This window comes from Pseudomonas sp. A-RE-19 (assembly GCF_019956555.1).
Taxonomy (GTDB): domain Bacteria; phylum Pseudomonadota; class Gammaproteobacteria; order Pseudomonadales; family Pseudomonadaceae; genus Aquipseudomonas.
Genome location: NZ_JAHBDQ010000012.1, coordinates 23,454 through 40,908, shown reverse-complemented (window position 1 = coordinate 40,908; position 17,455 = coordinate 23,454). Strand labels below are relative to the sequence as shown.

12 protein-coding genes are annotated in these 17,455 nt (G+C 59.2%); 2 read left to right on the top strand and 10 right to left on the bottom strand.

Going from position 1 to position 17,455, the window contains the following annotated elements; genetic code table 11:
• Nucleotides 1–34 precede the first annotated feature (34 nt).
• From KGB14_RS09960 to KGB14_RS09950, 3 genes are read right to left on the bottom strand one after another with little or no spacing between them, the layout of a single operon-like run.
• A complete protein-coding gene (locus tag KGB14_RS09960; protein ID WP_223486120.1) occupies nt 35–433 on the bottom strand; it encodes a DUF4440 domain-containing protein in 399 nt (132 codons plus the stop codon).
• Nucleotides 434–488: 55 nt separating this feature from the next.
• Nucleotides 489–1,313 (bottom strand): SDR family oxidoreductase, encoded by an 825-nt coding sequence (locus KGB14_RS09955; RefSeq protein ID WP_223486118.1) that lies wholly within the window; start codon nt 1,311–1,313, stop codon nt 489–491.
• Between the two features lie 31 nt (nt 1,314–1,344).
• Nucleotides 1,345–1,809, bottom strand: coding sequence for a multidrug transporter (locus KGB14_RS09950; RefSeq protein ID WP_223486116.1), 465 nt, complete (start codon nt 1,807–1,809; stop codon nt 1,345–1,347).
• Nucleotides 1,810–1,991: 182 nt separating this feature from the next.
• Here KGB14_RS09950 and KGB14_RS09945 point away from each other — a divergent pair, with 182 nt between their 5' ends.
• Together KGB14_RS09945 and KGB14_RS09940 are read left to right on the top strand one after the other, a co-directional pair.
• Entirely contained in the window at nt 1,992–4,838 is a 2,847-nt protein-coding gene (locus tag KGB14_RS09945; RefSeq protein WP_223486313.1) for an RHS repeat-associated core domain-containing protein, read from the top strand.
• A gap of 223 nt (nt 4,839–5,061) precedes the next feature.
• A complete protein-coding gene (locus KGB14_RS09940; protein WP_223486311.1) occupies nt 5,062–7,818 on the top strand; it encodes an RHS repeat-associated core domain-containing protein in 2,757 nt (918 codons plus the stop codon).
• Nucleotides 7,819–7,909: 91 nt separating this feature from the next.
• On the opposite strand, the gene KGB14_RS09935 is transcribed toward KGB14_RS09940, so the two are convergent.
• From KGB14_RS09935 to algG, 7 genes are all read right to left on the bottom strand, one after another.
• Nucleotides 7,910–9,361 (bottom strand): mannose-1-phosphate guanylyltransferase/mannose-6-phosphate isomerase, encoded by a 1,452-nt coding sequence (locus tag KGB14_RS09935; protein WP_223486113.1) that lies wholly within the window; start codon nt 9,359–9,361, stop codon nt 7,910–7,912.
• 237 nt (nt 9,362–9,598) lie between these two features.
• Entirely contained in the window at nt 9,599–10,267 is a 669-nt protein-coding gene (locus KGB14_RS09930) for an alginate O-acetyltransferase AlgF (RefSeq protein ID WP_223486111.1), read from the bottom strand.
• 14 nt (nt 10,268–10,281) lie between these two features.
• Nucleotides 10,282–11,457, bottom strand: a complete 1,176-nt coding sequence (locus tag KGB14_RS09925) for an alginate O-acetyltransferase (protein ID WP_223486109.1) — start codon at nt 11,455–11,457, stop codon at nt 10,282–10,284.
• An 11-nt stretch (nt 11,458–11,468) separates the two neighbouring features.
• Nucleotides 11,469–13,034: an MBOAT family O-acyltransferase gene (locus KGB14_RS09920; protein ID WP_223486107.1), complete on the bottom strand. Its 1,566-nt coding sequence runs from the start codon at nt 13,032–13,034 to the stop codon at nt 11,469–11,471.
• Nucleotides 13,035–13,247: 213 nt separating this feature from the next.
• Nucleotides 13,248–14,381 carry a mannuronate-specific alginate lyase gene (locus tag KGB14_RS09915; RefSeq protein ID WP_223486105.1) on the bottom strand — a complete coding sequence of 378 codons (1,134 nt, stop codon included), beginning with the start codon at nt 14,379–14,381 and terminating at the stop codon, nt 13,248–13,250.
• An 11-nt stretch (nt 14,382–14,392) separates the two neighbouring features.
• Nucleotides 14,393–15,841 (bottom strand): alginate O-acetyltransferase, encoded by a 1,449-nt coding sequence (locus KGB14_RS09910; RefSeq protein WP_223486103.1) that lies wholly within the window; start codon nt 15,839–15,841, stop codon nt 14,393–14,395.
• 10 nt (nt 15,842–15,851) lie between these two features.
• Nucleotides 15,852–17,441, bottom strand: coding sequence for a mannuronan 5-epimerase AlgG (gene algG, locus KGB14_RS09905; RefSeq protein WP_223486101.1), 1,590 nt, complete (start codon nt 17,439–17,441; stop codon nt 15,852–15,854).
• Nucleotides 17,442–17,455: the final 14 nt, after the last annotated feature.

Here is a 17,455-nt window from a genome sequence, read left to right as displayed (position 1 = left end):
GAGCGAGCCTGCTCGCGATGGACGCGACTCGATCTCACCCCTTGCAAAACGTCTCATGCAAATGCCGCCAAATCACCTTGCCATCGGCCTGTTTCTCAAACACCACCGAGGATCGCCGATCAGAATGCAGCCCGGTCGCATCGGTCTGCTGCTCGCGGTAACTCACCACTGCGCCACCGTCGTACAGCGCGACACCTCGCAACTCGCTGAGCACAATCCTGAACCCGAGCTTCTTCCCGCCTGCCAGTAGAAACAATTCATTCAACGCCTCGAAATCCAGCACCCGGCCCAACGGCGAGACCATGGAAAACTGCGGCGAAAAACGCGTCAGCAATTGCTCAAGCTCGGACTCGTCTCGCTCCTCGGCCAACCATTGTTCGATGGCTATGTGGGCCTGGATCACTTCGTCAAAGTATTCGGTGTAGTCGGTCATGCGTTTTCCTGAAAGTCTGAAATATCTGTTCTGATGCGAACGCGTCGACCCGGTATCAGAGCTGCCCGCGCAACCCGAACCGCTTCATCAGCCCCGATTCCAGCAGCCCCTTGGGCAACAATCCCGCCATCAACGGCAACGCCCGGCTGCCATTGCCCAGGCGAACCAGACGCGGTGTTTTGCTTTGCTGCACAGCCTTGAGCAACCCGGTGGCAAATTCACTGGCCGGCGTCGGCTTGTCCTGAGAAGCCTTGGCCCGTGCACGAATACCTTCACGCAGCGGCCACCACGGCGATTGCTCGGTGATCAGTTGCTCCGCTTCATGGCCGGCATTCTTGGCGAAACTGGACGCGATAGCCCCCGGCTGAACTTCCATGACCCGCACGCCGAACGGTGCCAGTTCCATGCGCAACGCATCGCTCAAGGCATGCACCGCGGCTTTCGAAGCACAGTAAGCACCGGCAAACGGTGTGACCAGAACCCCGGAAACGCTGCCGATGTTCACCACCAGGCCCCTGGCGCGACGCAGCACCGGGAACATCGCGCGAGTCACGCCGACGATTGCAAACACGTTGGTTTCGAACTGGCGCTGCATGGCCGGCACACCGCCGTCGAGCAGGGGGCCCATGGCGCCATAGCCGGCGTTGTTGATCAGCACATCAAGGCCGCCGCGTTGTTGATTGATCCGCTCGCTCAGTTGTTCAAGGGCCGGGCCATCGTTAACGTCCAGTTGCACGGCGGTGAAACCGGCGGTGGTCAGGGCCGCCACGTCTTCAGCCTTGCGGGCGCTGGCCCAGACTTCGTAACCGGCACTTTTGAAGGTTTCGGCGAGCGCGCGGCCAATGCCGCTGGAGCAACCGGTAATCAACGCAACGGGCATGGCGCGGTCCTTGTGCAAAAAAAGAAGAGGATCAGTCAGAGAAACTACCCTGCAAATGCTCGGCGCGAAACTCCAGCGTTTGCGGGCGATAACCGGGGCGCAGGGGCGGCATTGGCAAGCAATCTTCCCAGCTGGCGCCGGCCTGCAGTTCGCCGGGGCCGCGATAGCGCGGCGCGGCGTATTGATTGTCGGCCAGATTGACCGTATCGCCCGGTGCATAAGCGGCGACGCGCCAGCGCAGTTCGGTCAGCGGCACGTCGTTGCCGTTGTTCATCGTCAGCTTCAAGGGGCGATCCGCCGGGCAGTGCTCCGGGGCATAGACGATCCGCAGTTCAAGGCGCGCCAGTTGCTTGACCTCGCGGTTGTCCAGCCAGATCACCCACGTCACCACCAGGCCCAATCCGACGGCGGCGGCCATGGAAACCGGCACGGCCTTGGCCGGATAGCGCAGCAGCAGGATCAGCCAGGTGATGACCAGCAGGACGCCGATGAACATGTTTGAACGCTCCTTGAACTCATAACCACCATCCTACCGAAGGGGCGCAGGAAAGGACATTCGTGGCGCAAGATCGATGGCCGTTGGTCGGCACTGTCATTTCTGATAGTAGCCAGGTCTTTCCACGAACGGTTAGATGATCGCTGCGGAACAAGGACGCCACCGGCATGCAGGTCTTGACGATGGGGATGCACCACAAAACACCCAGATTATCTGTTGTCGACCCGCGTGGCTTAGTCATCCGTTCGGTTGATTATTGGCGTGCCGTCGAAAAAGACCCTGTTCAGGCACGCATCAATCGCACTGCCCATGATGCTGCAGGCCGCCCGGTAAAACAGTGGGATCCGCGGCTTTGGGCATTGCAGGATGAAGATCCTCTGACGCCCGCCCATTCAACGACCGTGCATTCGCTGTCCGGCAATGCGCTTTGTACTGTCAGTGTCGACGCCGGGTTGCAACTCAGCCTGCCCGGTTTGGGCGACGAGATTTTGCTGGCATGGGACAGCCGAGGCACGCGACGGGAGGTTGAATACGACGACCTGCTGCGTCCCGTGGCGGTGTTCGAGCAGGGCGCAGCTGAGCCGCGAAGGTCTGTTGAGCGCATGACCTATGGCGGTCCTGATCATGGCGAGCAGAATCAATGCGGCCAGTTGATCCGTCATGACGATCCCGCCGGAACGGTGCTGTTCGAGGCATTTTCGATCACCGGCCAATGCGTGAAGCAAGTCCGTCACTTCACCCTGGACCCTGTAGCCCCAGACTGGCCGGAGCTGGAAGCCGATCGCCAGCGGCTGCTTGAACCGGGGGCGGGGGCTGTCTCGACGTGGCGTTTCGGTCCGCTGGGCGATGTGCTGGGACAGGTCGATGCCAAGGGAAATAGTCAGGCCTTCAGCCTGACCCTTGACGGTCGCTTGCGTGAGTCGCGTCTGCAACTTCAGGGGCTGACCACCTGGCAAACGCTGGTCAGCGATATCCGCTACAACGCGCAGGGACAGGTCGAACACGAAACCGCCGGTAACGACGTACAAACCACCCTGGTTTATCGCGCTGAAGATGGCCTGTTGATGGAGCGGCGGGCACAGGATGATGCTCGAATCATCCAGCATCTGATCTACGACTATGACCGGATGGGTAATGTCTTGAGCATCGAAGACAAGGCACTGCCGGTACGTTACTTCGCCAACCAGCGTGTCGATCCGGTCAGTCGCTTTAGCTACGACAGCCTTTACCAATTAATTGAGGCTTCTGGCTGGGAGGCGGGCGGTCCCAATCAAGGGCCCGAGTCGGTCGGCCGCACCGATCCGGCGGCGGTCGGCAACTACCGCCAGACCTATTTTTACGACGAAGGCGGCAATCTGTTGAAGCTGACCCACGTTGGCGCACAAGGCCCGGGGCATGACCTGAAGGCCGCCCGCTACAGCAATCGCTGTCTGCCCTGGCGCAACGGCGTGCCGCCCACCGAAGAAGAAATCGCCGCAGCGTTCGACGCCAACGGCAATTTGCTGGAGCTGGATCAGGGGCGCTTCTTGGTGTGGGATCTACGCAATCAGTTGCACTCGGTCAGCCCGGTGGAGCGCGCCTCCGGGCTCAATGATCGAGAGTCCTATGTCTACGATGGCGGGGGTCAGCGGGTACGCCAAATCCGCTCGCTGCAGACCAATGCCCGGACCGTGGTGGCTGAAGTGCGTTACTTGCCGGGGCTGGAACTTCGTACCGACAGCGGCACCGGGGAAGTGCGGCAGGTCATCACCGCCCAGGCGGGACTCAACAGCGTGCGTGTGCTGCATTGGGAAACAGCTCCGCCGTCCGGTATTACCAACGATCAATACCGCTACAGCCTGGTTGATCACCTTAATTCCTGCACGCTGGAACTCGCCGATGACGCGCGAATGATCAGCCAGGAAATCTACTATCCCTTTGGCGAGACGGCGTGGTTTGCCGGCTCGGACATCATTGAGGCCAGGTATAAAACCGTTCGTTATTCGGGTAAGGAGCGGGATACGACGGGGCTTTATTACTATGGATTTCGTTACTACGTACCGTGGCTGCAGCGATGGATTAATCCAGACCCGGCAGGTGATACCGATGGTTTGAATCGGTACTGGATGGTCAGGAATAACCCCGCCAATTACATCGATGACGATGGGGCGGTCACACGCAAACAATTGCCCAATGGCTTGTGGACTCCGGTGATTGCCAGCGGGGCGCAGCGTGATATCCCCGGCGCCACACCGGTCAATGCCGGCAGGCGCCTGGATATGCTGCCGCTCCATTCGACACCGACCAACATAAATAAAGCATTAGCGGTGCCGGAATTTGGGCGTAGTCATATCAATACGGACTTGTTGAACCCGATGAAACTGCCGTATTCGAAGGAGGTCAGTTCGGCGCTGGCCAATACCAAGGGCGGAGCCAGTTTTATATTCTCAATGCTCAAGATGACGTTTGGCGGGACGGTCAAAGGGGAATTCAATGCGCTCAAAATTGTCGATATCGCCGCCAATGAAATACCCGATCAAGCGAATGCGGTCAGTGGGTATTGGGCTCCTCAAGGTGGCTATGTCGATGTGCCGCTCAAGCCCACCGGCACAGATCCCGAGTTTGTATTCACCCCGGGTTTCAGTGGTTGCTCGCTGACGGTCGATCAACTCAATGACAATGTGTTGCGGGTCAGGCACGTGGAAGGCGGAAAAGAAGAAGCCCAATACAACAAGTTGCCCGCTGCGGAGCATGGTTTGGGGCTCAGCGCTTCCATGGAGTTTATGGACTATGGATTTGACGCCGATGGAAACAAAAAAGTCGAATCACAGCTGACCGGGTTCGCGTTTATGAAATACGACCGAAAAAGCCAAGTCTGGAATGTTCATTACCAGAGTGTTCAGGGAGCAAGTGGTATCGCCAAGTACTCTACGGCCAAACGAGGACTGTTCGGAGGGACAAAATCCTCAGTGAATGTGTTTGAGCGTTCCAGAGTCAGGAAGACAATGGCCAAGCAAGTAGTCACGGCGGCCAGGCGCAGCCAGAAATAAAAAAGCCCCCGCCCAACCCACTGCGGATAGGGAACGCAGCGGGCTGGACGGGGGCTTCTTGTTTAACCGGTCAATCACTGTGCGATGGTTTTCACCCAGACGCCAAATTCGATCGTTTTAACCGTTGGTCGGCACTGTGGTTTCTGACAGTAGCCACGCATCCCCATGAGCGATTAGATGACCGCAGGCAAACAAGGACGCCACCGGCATGCAGGCCTTGACGATGGGAATGCACCACAAAACACCCAGATTATCTGTTGTCGACCCGCGTGGCTTAGTCATCCGTTCAGTGGACTATTGGCGTGCCGTCGAAAAAGACCCTGTTCAGGCGCGCATCAATCGCACTGCCCATGATGCTGCAGGCCGCCCGGTAAAACAGTGGGATCCGCGGCTTTGGGCATTGCAGGATGAAGATCCTCTGACGCCCGCCAATTCAACGACCGTGTATTCGCTGTCTGGCAATGCGCTTTGTACTGTCAGCGTCGACGCCGGGTTGCAACTCAGCCTGTCCGGTTTGGACGACGAGATTTTGCTGGCATGGGACAGCCGAGGTACGCGACGCGAGGTTGAATATGACGACCTGCTGCGTCCCGTGGCAGTGTTCGAGCAGGGCGCAGCTGAGCCGCGAAGGTCTGTTGAGCGCATGACCTATGGCGGTCCTGATCATGGCGAGCAGAATCAATGCGGCCAGTTGATCCGTCATGACGATCCCGCCGGAACGGTGCTGTTCGAGGCATTTTCGATCACCGGCCAATGCGCGCAGCAAGTCCGTCACTTCACCCTGGACCTTGTTGCCCCTGACTGGCCGGAGCTGGAAGCCGATCGCCAGCGGCTGCTTGAACCGGGGGCGGGGGCCGTCTCGATGTGGCGTTTCGGCCCGCTGGGCGATGTGCTGGGACAGGTCGATGCCAAGGGAAATAGTCAGGCCTTCAGCCTGACCCTTGACGGTCGCTTGCGTGAGGCGCGTCTGCAACTTCAGGGACTGACCACCTGGCAAACGCTGGTCAGCGATATCCGCTACAACGCGCAGGGACAGGTCGAACACGAAACCGCCGGTAACGACGTACAAACCACCCTGGTTTACCGAGCGGAAGACGGATTATTGATGGCGCGGCGGGCGCAGGACGCGAGTTCCCAGATGTTGCAGCATCTGATCTACGACTATGACCGGATGGGTAATGTCTTGAGCATCGAAGACAAGGCACTGCCGGTACGTTACTTCGCCAACCAGCGTGTCGATCCGGTCAGTCGCTTTAGCTACGACAGCCTTTACCAATTAATTGAGGCTTCTGGCTGGGAGGCGGGCGGTCCCAATCAAGGGCCCGAGTCGGTCGGCCGCACCGATCCGGCGGCGGTCAGCAACTACCGCCAGACCTATTTTTACGACGAAGGCGGCAATCTGTTGAAGCTGACCCACGTTGGCGCACAAGGCCCGGGGCATGACCTGCAGGCCGCCCGCTACAGCAATCGCTGTCTGCCCTGGCGCAACGGCGTGCCACCCACCGAAGAAGAAATCGCCGCAGCGTTCGACGCCAACGGCAATTTGCTGGAGCTGGATCAGGGACGGTTTCTGACCTGGGATCTGCGCAATCAGCTGCAATCGGTCAGCCCGGTGGAACGCGCCTCCGGGCTCAATGATCGGGAGTCCTATGTCTACGATGGCGGGGGGCAGCGGGTACGCAAAAGCCGCTCGCTGCAGACCAATGCCCGCACCGTGGTGGCTGAAGTGCGTTACTTGCCGGGGCTGGAACTTCGTACCGACAGCGGCACCGGGGAAGTGCGGCAGGTCATCACCGCCCAGGCGGGACTCAACAGCGTGCGTGTGCTGCATTGGGAGACCGCTCCGCCGTCCGGTATTACCAACGATCAATACCGCTACAGCCTGGTTGATCACCTTAATTCCTGCACGCTGGAACTCGCCGATGACGCGCGAATGATCAGCCAGGAAATCTACTATCCCTTTGGCGAGACGGCGTGGTTTACCGGCACTGACATGATTGAAGCGAGTTACAAAACCATTCGTTACTCGGGCAAGGAGCGGGATGCGACGGGGCTTTATTACTATGGATTTCGATATTACATGCCGTGGTTACAGCGCTGGCTCAACCCCGATCCTGCCGGAGCTGTCGATGGTCTCAACCTGTACCGGATGGTTCGAAACAATCCGGTGAGGTGGGTTGATGTAGATGGCCTCGCACCTGTTCCCGATAAGAATAAGCCCACAGTGCCCGCTCGCCCGCCAATTCCTCCACGACCGGCGTCACTTGCGCCAGCCGTAGTTAGCCCGGCTATACCACCTCGGCCCGTCCAACCTCTACAGCGTTCAGCTCAATCGAACCAGGTCTCGCAAGCCGCGGTAGTTGCGCCTAAAAGGCCGCCGCCGCCCATCGTGTTACCCACTGCGGATAAGCCAAAAGAAGCGCTTCCTTCCTATGCTGCCAGCTCACTCGCTGTGGGCTCACATCAGTTGATGCTTACTTCATCGGGCAGTGTCGTGGCCATGAGAGGGGACAATCGTTCCCCTGAGCAAATCCGTGCAGCAGGCGGTTTTTTCCCCAGGGATAACAGGGGACTCAAAATCAAACAGGAGTTCAGGCAGGCAGTGGTGGCCAAAGGAATTAACACCCAGGCCCAGGAGCACGTTAGAAACCCCGTTGCCGGTTACGTATCCACCGGCATGAATGAAGAATCAGGTGGGTATGGTGACACCAGAGCCTACCTGTACCGGATGGAAATTCCGGGTTTGAGAGAACAGGCCATTAATGATCAGACACTGGGGCTCGGGTCACCCTTCAAATTCACTCCCAAAGGAGGTCTGGATGCCCGATTGTTGATGAGTGGTGACACGCTTGATCAGTCCGAATTTGTTGCGATGATTCCACCCAGGACTGTGGAAATGACGTTTATCACCCCGATCCCGGACGCCTACATTGTCGCCTTCAGAGCAGCGGGAAGCGTTCAATGGAAGTCATTTCGGTAATGAACGTCCAAATGTAAAAAAAGCCCCCGCCCAACCCACTGCGGATAGGGAACGCAGCGAGCTGGACGGGGGCTTGTTGTTTTACTGATCGTTACTGCGCGATGGTTTTCACCGACACGCCACGCTCGATCGGGGTGGAGCGACCGTAGATATCTTCGAAGCGCTCGATATCGTCTTCGCCCAGGTAGCTGCCCGATTGCACTTCGATGATCTCGAGTGGAATCTTGCCCGGGTTGCGCAGACGGTGAACCGAGGCGATCGGGATGTAGGTCGACTGGTTTTCAGTGAGCAGGAACACGTTTTCGTCGCAGGTCACTTCAGCGGTGCCGCTGACCACGATCCAGTGTTCGGCGCGGTGGTGGTGCATCTGCAGCGACAGGCACGCGCCCGGTTTGACCGAGATGCGCTTGACCTGGAAGCGGCCGCCCATGTCCACCGAGTCGTAGGAGCCCCATGGACGATAGACTTCGCAGTGGGTCTGGGTTTCGCTGCGGCCCTGTTCGTTGAGGGTGTTGACCATCTGTTTGACGCCTTGGACCTTGTCCTTGTGGGCGATCATCATGGCGTCCTTGGTTTCGACCACCACGATGTTTTCCAGGCCAATCACCGACACCAGTTTGCCGTTGCCGTGGATCATGCAGTTTTTGCTGTCCTGGATGACCACGTCGCCTTTGGTGACGTTGCCGTTGGCGTCTTTTTCATTCACCTCCCACAACGACGACCAGCAACCGACATCGCTCCAGCCTGCGGTCAATGGCACGACGCAGGCGCGTTGGGTTTTTTCCATCACCGAGTAGTCGATGGAGTTGTCCGGGCAGCAGGCGAAGGTGGCGGGGTCGATGTCGACGGTATCGGCATCCTGCGCGCTACGTTCCAGCGTCAGTACGCAGGTGTCGTAGATGTCCGGATCGTGTTTTTTCAGCTCTTCGAGGAAGCGGCTGGCGCGGAACAGGAACATGCCGCTGTTCCAGAAGTAACCACCGGACTGGACGAATTCGGTGGCGCGTTTCACGTCGGGTTTTTCGACGAAGTGCGAGACACGGCTGACGCCTTCCGGCAGCAGGGCATCGTTGGTGGATTTGATGTAGCCGTAACCGGTTTCCGGTTTGGTCGCCGGCACGCCGAACAGCACCATCTCGCCACGCTCGGCCGCCACGGTGGCCAGGGCCAGGGCGCGTTGCAGGGCTTTCTGGTCTTCCAGCACGTGGTCGGCCGGCAGTACCAGCATCAACTCGTCGCGACCTTCATTGACCAGCATCATCGCGGTCAGGGCCACTGCTGGCGACGTGTTGCGGCCGAAGGGTTCCATCAGCACGCGCTGCACGTCCAGGTTGCGGGCGCTCAGTTGCTCGTTGACGATGAAACGGTGTTCCTTGTTGCAGACCACGATCGGGGTGTCCATGCCTTCGAACACCAAGCGTTCCAGGGTTTGCTGGAACAGCGTTTGTTCGCCGGTCAGGGCGAGGAATTGCTTGGGGAATTGCTTACGCGAAAGCGGCCAAAGACGTGAGCCGCTACCACCTGACAAGATCACCGGAATCATGTTGTTACTCCTTTAAAATCGATTGGTTAGAGCCACGAACGTTCTGTCGTTTCACTCTTGTTCTTGTTCCGTGTCCAAAGGCTGGTCAGATCCCTCGTAGGAGCTGCCGAAGGCTGCGATCTTTTGATCTTTGGCGTTCTCAAAATCGATAAAAGATCAAAAGATCGCAGCCTTCGGCAGCTCCTACAGGGGCCCGTTTCAAGGCCCCAATGGGGTGTCAGCCTTTCGAAAAATTAATCAGCGCGTCGACACCGGGCGTTTTACCCAGACTGGCGACAGGCCGCTGCCGCTGCCGGTGACGTACAGCACCGCGGCTTCACCGCGTTCCAGGGCAACCGGTTTCACGTCGCCGACTTTGGTGGCGCCGTCGTACAGTGCCAGGCTGACTTTCACCGGGTTGATTTCACGCTCGCCACGGCTCTTGGCCGCCACGGACGGAATGACTTCGGTCTTGCCGTCGGCGGTTTTCAGGGTCAGGGCCTTGTCGCTCAGGTTCTGTACGCGCACCAGGGACTTCTGCTTGTTCTTGAACGGCGGTTCTTCGATCAGTTGCGGTGCGCCGCTGGCGTTGTTGACCAGGGTGTAATAGTGATCACCGGCCAGTTTCACCGGCAGGGTCTGGCTGCCGATCTTGGCGCTGTAATCGCCGCCCGGCATGAAGCTGAAGTCAGTGCTGGACAGCGGCGCGACTTCGTTCAGGTTGGTGGTGCCCACGGTGGCGCTGACTTCAGCGTTACCGGCGTTGTAGACCCGCACGAAGCTTGAGCCTTTTGGTGCAGTCGGACCGTAGAGCGCGGCGTCGCCACCGGCGAAGGCCTGCATCGACAACACGCTCATGCCGGCGACGAGTGCAACTGCTTTGATGGAGCGAGCGGCGAGACGGCGAGGAGTAGTAGTGAAAGTCATGGTGTACCTCTCTTTCAGTTTTGCGCCCGGTCGGGCGTCTCGGATTTAGTGTTTGCGGCTACGTTTTGCTGGTTGACGCCGGCTTGTTTAAGCTCTGCGACCCACTGCGGGTCGGCGTCACCGATTTCGTTGTTCACAGGCAGATATCGTTCAGGGAACTCCCAGATCAGCACCTGTGGCGGGCTGTTCTTGAAGGCATCGCTTTTCAGGTAGCTGAGCATCGGCAGAATCGGGCCGTGGCCGTCTTCGGCGTAATTGACCACATCGCTGTGCAGCGCTTCTTTCAGCGCGCCGACGAAGTTCCAGTTCGGGTTGGCGCTGTAGCTGGTGCCGATCAGGGCCACCGGCACTTCAGTGTTGGCGAACAGGGCGTCGTCACCGGCAGGCTGACCCTGGGCCGCCACGGTGTTGCGCTTTTGCAAGGGTTCTTGCGCCGGCATCAGGTTTTCGAACAGCGGATCCAGCGGCAGGAACAACCGCAGGTCGCCCTTGTGCGTCACCTTCTCCCCAGGTTCGGTGACGAAGTTCTGCGGTTCGCCGCTGAGCGGAGCCTTCTCGGCAATGGTTTTGGCCAGGGTCTGGGCAGCGATTTGCGCGCCTTCCGGGGTCCAGTGGGTGTCGGTGCGCAGGAACACTTGCTGACCGTCTTGCTTGCCCTTTTGCAGCGGGCCGAGCAGGTCGGGAGCGAGGATCTTGTCGGCCGCCACGCGAGCGTGGAAGTCCTGGTACAGATTGGCGTGGATGCTCGCCGGTTTCACTTCACCCAGGTGTTCCGGGTACAGACGCGTCTTGGCCGGGACAATCGCCATCACCAGTTGCACGCCTTGCTTTTTCAGGGTCTGGCGCACGCCTTCGACCAGCGCGTAGTTACCTTGCAGGTTCAACTCTTCGTTGACGACCGGGTGGAACTCTTCATCGCTGTAGAGCCACTGATCGCGACCGAGCACCACGCCCGGACGACCTTCGTTGAACAGTTTGAAATCCAGCGCGGCCCAAAGGTTGGTGCCCAGGCGCTTGATCGGGAACTCGTCGTCGTAATGAGTCTCGACGGCTTTGGTCCAGCGACCGTTGAGCACGGTCGCATCGGCGTTGGTACTGAAGCCGAAGAAGCTGCGTACCGACCACATGCCCAGGACCAGCAAAGTCACCAGGAACAGGGCGATGTAGAAGATGCGTAATGAGCGGGTCATGGTCAGATCCCTCAGAACTGGAAGTAAAGGAACGGCGAGAAGCTTTGCGCCGACAGTTTGAGAATCGATGCGATGAACAGCAGCAGCACCAGCGTGCGCATCACGTAACGTGGCCAGTCAGCGGTCCAGTAGGCCGGTTGCACAGTCGCTTCAACGCCGACGGTGTAACCCGGTTCGTGGATGCTGGCCGGGTTGTCGCCCGGTACGGCTTTGATCATTCCAGGCGTAGCCGCGGCAGGGCCATCGGCCTCGACGTTGACGGCAGGCTTGGTCTTGACCGGTGGCCGGTTGGTGTAGAAATCACGGATGCCGAAGAACGCCAGGGTGATGTAGGCCACCACCAGAGTGGCGACTTGCAGACCGGTGAGGCTGGCCTGGTTGAGTTCCGACAGCGACCATTCGCCGAAGCTGAACATCGCGCCGTACATGCGACCGGCGACGTGCAGGTTTTCCGAGCGGAAGATCACCCAGCCCATGACCACAAGCAGGAAGGTCAGCGCCCAGCGGATCGGGTTGATGCTGCGTGGCGAGGTGTTCAGGCCGAGGGCTTTTTCGATCGCCAGCCACATGCCGTGCCAGGCGCCCCAAACGATGTAGGTGATGTTCGCGCCGTGCCACAGACCACCGAGCAGCATGGTCAGGAACAGGTTGCGATAGGTCATCAGCGTGCCTTTACGGTTACCGCCGAGGGTGATGTAGAGGTAGTCACGCAGCCAAGTGGAGAGGCTGATGTGCCAGCGACGCCAGAACTCGGTGATCGACTGGCTGATGTAGGGCTGTTTGAAGTTTTCCATGAAGCGGAAACCCATCATCAAGCCCAGACCAATCGCCATGTCGCTATAGCCGGAGAAGTCGAAGTACAGCTGCGCGGTGTAGGCCAGGGCGCCGAGCCAGGCGTCGCCCGTGGTCGGGTTCTGCAAGGCGAAGCAATGGTCGGCTACCACCGCCAGGGTGTCGGCGATGAAGACCTTCTTGATGAAGCCCTGCATGAACCGCGTGGCACCTTCGGAGAACTTGTCGAGGGTGTGGGTGCGGTTGTTGAACTGGTCGGCCAGGTCACGGAAACGCAACACGGGGCCCGCGATCAGGTGCGGGAAGATCGCCACGAATGCGGCAAAGTCGATCAGGTTGCGGGTCGCCGGGGTATCACCGCGGTAGACGTCGATGATGTAGCTGATGGACTCGAAGATGTAGAACGAGATCCCGATCGGCAACAGCACGTGAGTCAGGATGAACGGCGAAAGACCGACCGAGGTCATCATCGCGTTGATGCTGTCCACGCCGAAGTTGGCGTACTTGAAGTAGCCGAGGATGCACAGATCCACCGCAACGCCGAGCAGCAGCCAGCGTTGGGCCGGTTTGCTCCGAACGCCCGCGGCGCCAACTTTCAGGCCGATCCAGTAGTTCCACAGCGTGACGGCTGCGAACAGCGCAAGGAAGTCCACACGCCACCAGGCGTAGAACACGTAGCTGGCGATCAGCAGCAGCAAGTTGCGATAGCGTTGCCCGCTCAAGTAGTACAAGCCGAGAAAGATCGGCAAGAACAGAAACAGGAACACGTTGGATGAAAATACCATCCCGATCTCTCCATGTTTAACCAACAGTCAAGGGCCAACGGCCCCCCAAACCCCCCCATGAAAAACCGGGGGGCATCACACAAAAAACTCATGCCTTGCACTGACCCTGTAGGAGCGAGGCTTGCCCGCGAAGGCCGTTATGCGGTGGAACTGATGAACCGTGTCATCGTTCTTCGCGGGCAAGCCTCGCTCCTACAGGTTTTGCGTTTGGCTCTAAGAGCCTTTGTTACCCTTTTCGTTGGCCGGGTCGTAAACCCTGGTCAAATCCCCGCCGAGGCGGAAGCTCTTGAACGGTTGCATCTTGTGCTTGCGCTCCAGCACATCCGGCGCGCAGGTGTAGAGCGAGCAGAACGGTTCGAGCCAGGCGAATTTCGAATCGATCTTGAGATCGGTCATGTCCTGGTCTTTGCCGTTCTTCTTCTCGAATTCACCCGAGTCTTTCACTCCCGCCAGCACGCGATCACCCAGGCGTTTCAAGGCACCGTTGTTTTCCTGACGCAAATCCACACCGTTGACCTGAGCGAAACTGGCGATCATCGCCAGCGGCGGCAGGGCATAGTTGTGATAGGCGAGGGCGCGTTGCTGACGCTTGAGTTCGTTGGGCAGGAAGCCTTGGGCGTCGACCTGATTGGCGCCGACCTTGTATTCCTTGACGGCCCAATCGAACAGGTCGCGGCGGTTGGTGGCGACCGACGTGGCCATCACCGACCAGGCGGCCCAGTACGAGTGGTTGTTGGTTTGTTCGAGCGGGAGGTTGTCCCAGTCGCTGACCACCTGATCGGCCATTTTGCTGAACCAGGCTTCAATCACTTGCGCCTCTTGCTGGTGGGTGGCCAGCGGATGCGAGTCAGAGAACTTCAGGCGGATATAGGACGAAGCCATGCTGCCCAACGCCCATTTGCGCATGGACTTGCCAGTGTGGTTGAAGTCCTTGGACATCAACGCATCCGCCTGAGCCCAAGCGGTCAGCCAGTTGAGCGTGCATTCCAGCTGTTCCGGGCGACCGTCACGCATGAACTGCATCACCCGCTTGCTGGTGCCGCGCTCGATCTTGGTGATGTCGGCGGTGGTGTCGCGGAAGGCTTTTTCCGATGCCTCGTTCAGGGTCGAACGGGACTTGTCGGAGCCTTCGTACTTGCTGCGAAATTGCAGGGCACCGGTGTAAGGCGTCGGCATCGCATCGCAGCCTTCGCTCTTGTCGCCGGCTTTGACTTTTTCAATCGGCGCAAAGTAACCCTGTGGCGGACGCAGCGGCGCGGCGGCCTGGGTGGCGCCGGCGAACATCGCCAACGTCAGCAGGGAGGGCGCGAGTAACTTTTTCAATGTTCGGGTTTGCATGCAGTTCATAAGAGGTAGCCTCATTGCCCGGCTTGAGCGGTACGCTGCTCGGCGCCGGAGAACACGTTGCGTTTGCAGATTTTCGCTTCGACTTTCTGTGGCGCGGCACCTGCTTCAGGGCCCTGGACTTCGACGGCCAGCAGATTCTGCGAGGCCCAGTCTTCGTCCGTGCGCAACTCGAAGGCGAAACGCCCGTCGGTATCGGAAGTTTCCGGTTTGTCGATCTTGATGTCCTCGTGGCGCCCATTCATGTACCAGAGGGTGGCGTGCAACGTTTTCACCGAGGTGTCGGCGAAGCGGATATCGACCTGGTGGCTACTGTTGCGCAGGTCCAGGTTCTTGCTGTTGACCATCAATTCGTTTTTGCCCGGCTTCAGCGTGGCGCTGCCGCTCATCTGTGCATCTTTGCCTTCGCAACCGTTGTCCAGCAGCGCCATCATCTGGCGGTAGATGGTTTCCTGGTCGAGGCGATAAAGCGGCGAGAATTCCCAGATGAGGATTTTCGGCGGTTTGGTCTGGAACTCTTCGCTGCCCAGGTACTGCAGCATCGAACCTTCCAGGCCACCGCCGGGGAATGCCACGTTGAGGATGTCGGCGCCGATGGCCTCTTCGAGGAAACCGGCGAAGTTGTAGTTCTTGCCACTGTGGCTGGTGCCGACCAGGGTGATCTCCGGATTGCCGGAATCACTGAACAGATCGCCATCGGCCGCTTCGCCTTTGGGCTCGGTGGTGAACTGATCCATGTACTGGATCGCGTAGCTGGTGCCACAGAGTTGACCCGCCATGTTGTGTAACGTTCCGGTCTTGCCCATGCGACCCGACCTATGGGTCTCGAATTCACGCTTGGGAATGTCGGCGAAGGCCGGCAATTGCTTGACCTTCTCGGCGACGATTTTCGCCGTGCGCTGGGCGCCATACGGCGTCCAGTGTTGGTCGCCGCGGAAGTAGAAGTCGTGGGCCGGCAGGGTGTCGGGCAGCGATTCGTTGGTCAGCGGCGACAGGTCCGGGACCACGTAACCCATCTGCGCGAAACGCCCGAGCATGCTCTTGTAGTTGGTCAGTGCCTTGTCAAAATCGTATTTGGCTTTTTCTTCCGGGTTCAGCTTGTTGCGGTTCACCAGACCACGGGTCGGCTGGTAAACGATGACCAGCTCCACGCCTTTGCTCTTGAACGCTTCGTGCAGTTGTTTCAGGCGTTTGTAGCCGGCGGGCGTGGTGTCGAACTCGGTGCGCAAGTCTTCTTGCGTACGGAATAGCCAGTCGCCCTGCGCCTGCACCAGCGTGGTGAAGTTCTGCTGATAGCGAGTGGTGTAGTTTTTCGGGTCGTGGGCGGCCGGGCACAGGCTGCAGCACGGCTCGGCGTTGAAGCTGGGGGCTTTGGCTTCATCGGCGCGGGCACCGGTGCTGGCGGCCAGAATGCCCGCGGTCAGGGCCGACAGGCTGAGTAATTTGATCAAGTGTGGGTGCATAAAATTATCCTCAGTCCTGCTTTTTGGTCTGGCGTTCGACAGGGTCGATCAGCACGGCTTTCTGCTGGCGCACCAGCAGGTCGAGAATTTCATCCTGGCGCTCGCCGAGAATCCCCGAGAAGCTGATGCCGCTGGTTTTGGTCGGCGCGAGCATCGACACGCGATACAGCTCCACGCTCAGCGGCGAGTCGATCGACAGCGGTCCGCTGCCATTGGCGGCCAGTTCACCGCCGACCACGATCAGCGACACCTCGGCGTCGAACGGGTCGAGCTTGATGTCCCGGTCGGTGTCGCTCAGGTCTTTGATGTGCCCGTAGACACCGGTCAAGCCGTTGGCCATCGAGATGTTTTCGTACAGGCGGATGTTCACGCTGTTACGAATACGGATGCCGTGACGCTTGTTGCTGAGCACCTTGTTGCCCCACAACAGGTTGTCGGCACTCTCGTAGAGGGTGATGCCGTCGGTGTGGTTCTTGTAGATTTCGTTGTAGGCGATCAGGTTGTTCACGCTGTTACGGTCGATCACCAGCCCCGAGAGGTGGTTGTCGTAGCTGCGGTTGTTGAAGATGAAGCTGTCGTTGACCTCACGGGAAATAATGATCCCGTGCTTCTTCTTGGTCCCGAACACCGTGTTGTCGGCAATGATCAGACCGTGGGAACGGTCGTGGGGGTCGATGCCGTACACGATGTTGTCTTTGTAGGTGTTGCCCTTGACCACGAAGTCGCGGGTTTCATAGCAGTAAAAGCCGTACCACATGTCCGAGAACTCGGAGCCGACGATCCAGCCGGTCGGTTCAGGGCGCTTGAGCACCTTGGCCATGTTTGGCGTGTACTGGGAAATACTCACGCCGTAGGACTTACTGTTGGCGTAACCGAAACTGGCGATCTTGCTATTGGCGATATAGGTCTCGGTGCCACCCCAGGACAACAGGAACGGACGGAATTCCTTGGGCGACTGGAAGGCCGCCGGACCGTTTGCCTTCTCGCTCCAGCCAGTGATTTTGGTATCGCGCACAAACAGCTGGCCGTCGTTGACCAGGAACGAACCGGCCTCCTGGGACAGGCGCAGTTCCTGGGTCTGCTTGTCGATTTCCAGGATGCCGTGTTTGCCCACCACGATCGGCAACTTCGCCAGGAACACGCCCGGCGAGGTTTCGCTCAAGTACTGCTTGGGCAGCTTCTTGGTCAGATCCTTGAGGTTCATGTAGCCGTCGTCGACGAAGATCGCCTGCGGGATGCCATGCTGACGCACCACCCACTCGGCCATCTTGTTGTCGCCGCCAATGAAGTCCTTCAGGGCGTCTTCCTGCATCATCCGGCGCACACTGATTTTGCCAGGCTTGGTGCGTACGATTTTCGCCGCGATGGCTTCAGCGGTGTAGCCAGAAGTGTCCGGCAGTTTCGGCTTGGCCAGGTCCAGCGGCGCGGTTGGCGCGCTGCTGACGGTGTAGGTCTTGGCCTGTTGCAGTCCCTTGGCTACGGTCGCCGATTTGCCCTGTTGCGCAGGCTGGACCGGTTCGACGGTGGCGAAGGCTGCTGCGCTGGCCAGCAGCATCGCGCCGGCCAGCAGGCTGATCGAGCCTTTCTTGGCACTGTTCATGTCGGGCACTCCCT

Coding starts and splice junctions, on each gene's coding strand:
- algG (WP_223486101.1), bottom strand. CDS start 17,441: ATGAACAGTGCCAAGAAAGGCTCGATCAGCCTGCTGGCCGGCGCGATG.
- KGB14_RS09960 (WP_223486120.1), bottom strand. CDS start 433: ATGACCGACTACACCGAATACTTTGACGAAGTGATCCAGGCCCACATA.
- KGB14_RS09910 (WP_223486103.1), bottom strand. CDS start 15,841: ATGCACCCACACTTGATCAAATTACTCAGCCTGTCGGCCCTGACCGCG.
- KGB14_RS09920 (WP_223486107.1), bottom strand. CDS start 13,034: ATGGTATTTTCATCCAACGTGTTCCTGTTTCTGTTCTTGCCGATCTTT.
- KGB14_RS09930 (WP_223486111.1), bottom strand. CDS start 10,267: ATGACTTTCACTACTACTCCTCGCCGTCTCGCCGCTCGCTCCATCAAA.
- KGB14_RS09945 (WP_223486313.1), top strand. CDS start 1,992: ATGGGGATGCACCACAAAACACCCAGATTATCTGTTGTCGACCCGCGT.
- KGB14_RS09955 (WP_223486118.1), bottom strand. CDS start 1,313: ATGCCCGTTGCGTTGATTACCGGTTGCTCCAGCGGCATTGGCCGCGCG.
- KGB14_RS09925 (WP_223486109.1), bottom strand. CDS start 11,457: ATGACCCGCTCATTACGCATCTTCTACATCGCCCTGTTCCTGGTGACT.
- KGB14_RS09935 (WP_223486113.1), bottom strand. CDS start 9,361: ATGATTCCGGTGATCTTGTCAGGTGGTAGCGGCTCACGTCTTTGGCCG.
- KGB14_RS09915 (WP_223486105.1), bottom strand. CDS start 14,381: ATGAACTGCATGCAAACCCGAACATTGAAAAAGTTACTCGCGCCCTCC.
- KGB14_RS09940 (WP_223486311.1), top strand. CDS start 5,062: ATGGGAATGCACCACAAAACACCCAGATTATCTGTTGTCGACCCGCGT.
- KGB14_RS09950 (WP_223486116.1), bottom strand. CDS start 1,809: ATGTTCATCGGCGTCCTGCTGGTCATCACCTGGCTGATCCTGCTGCTG.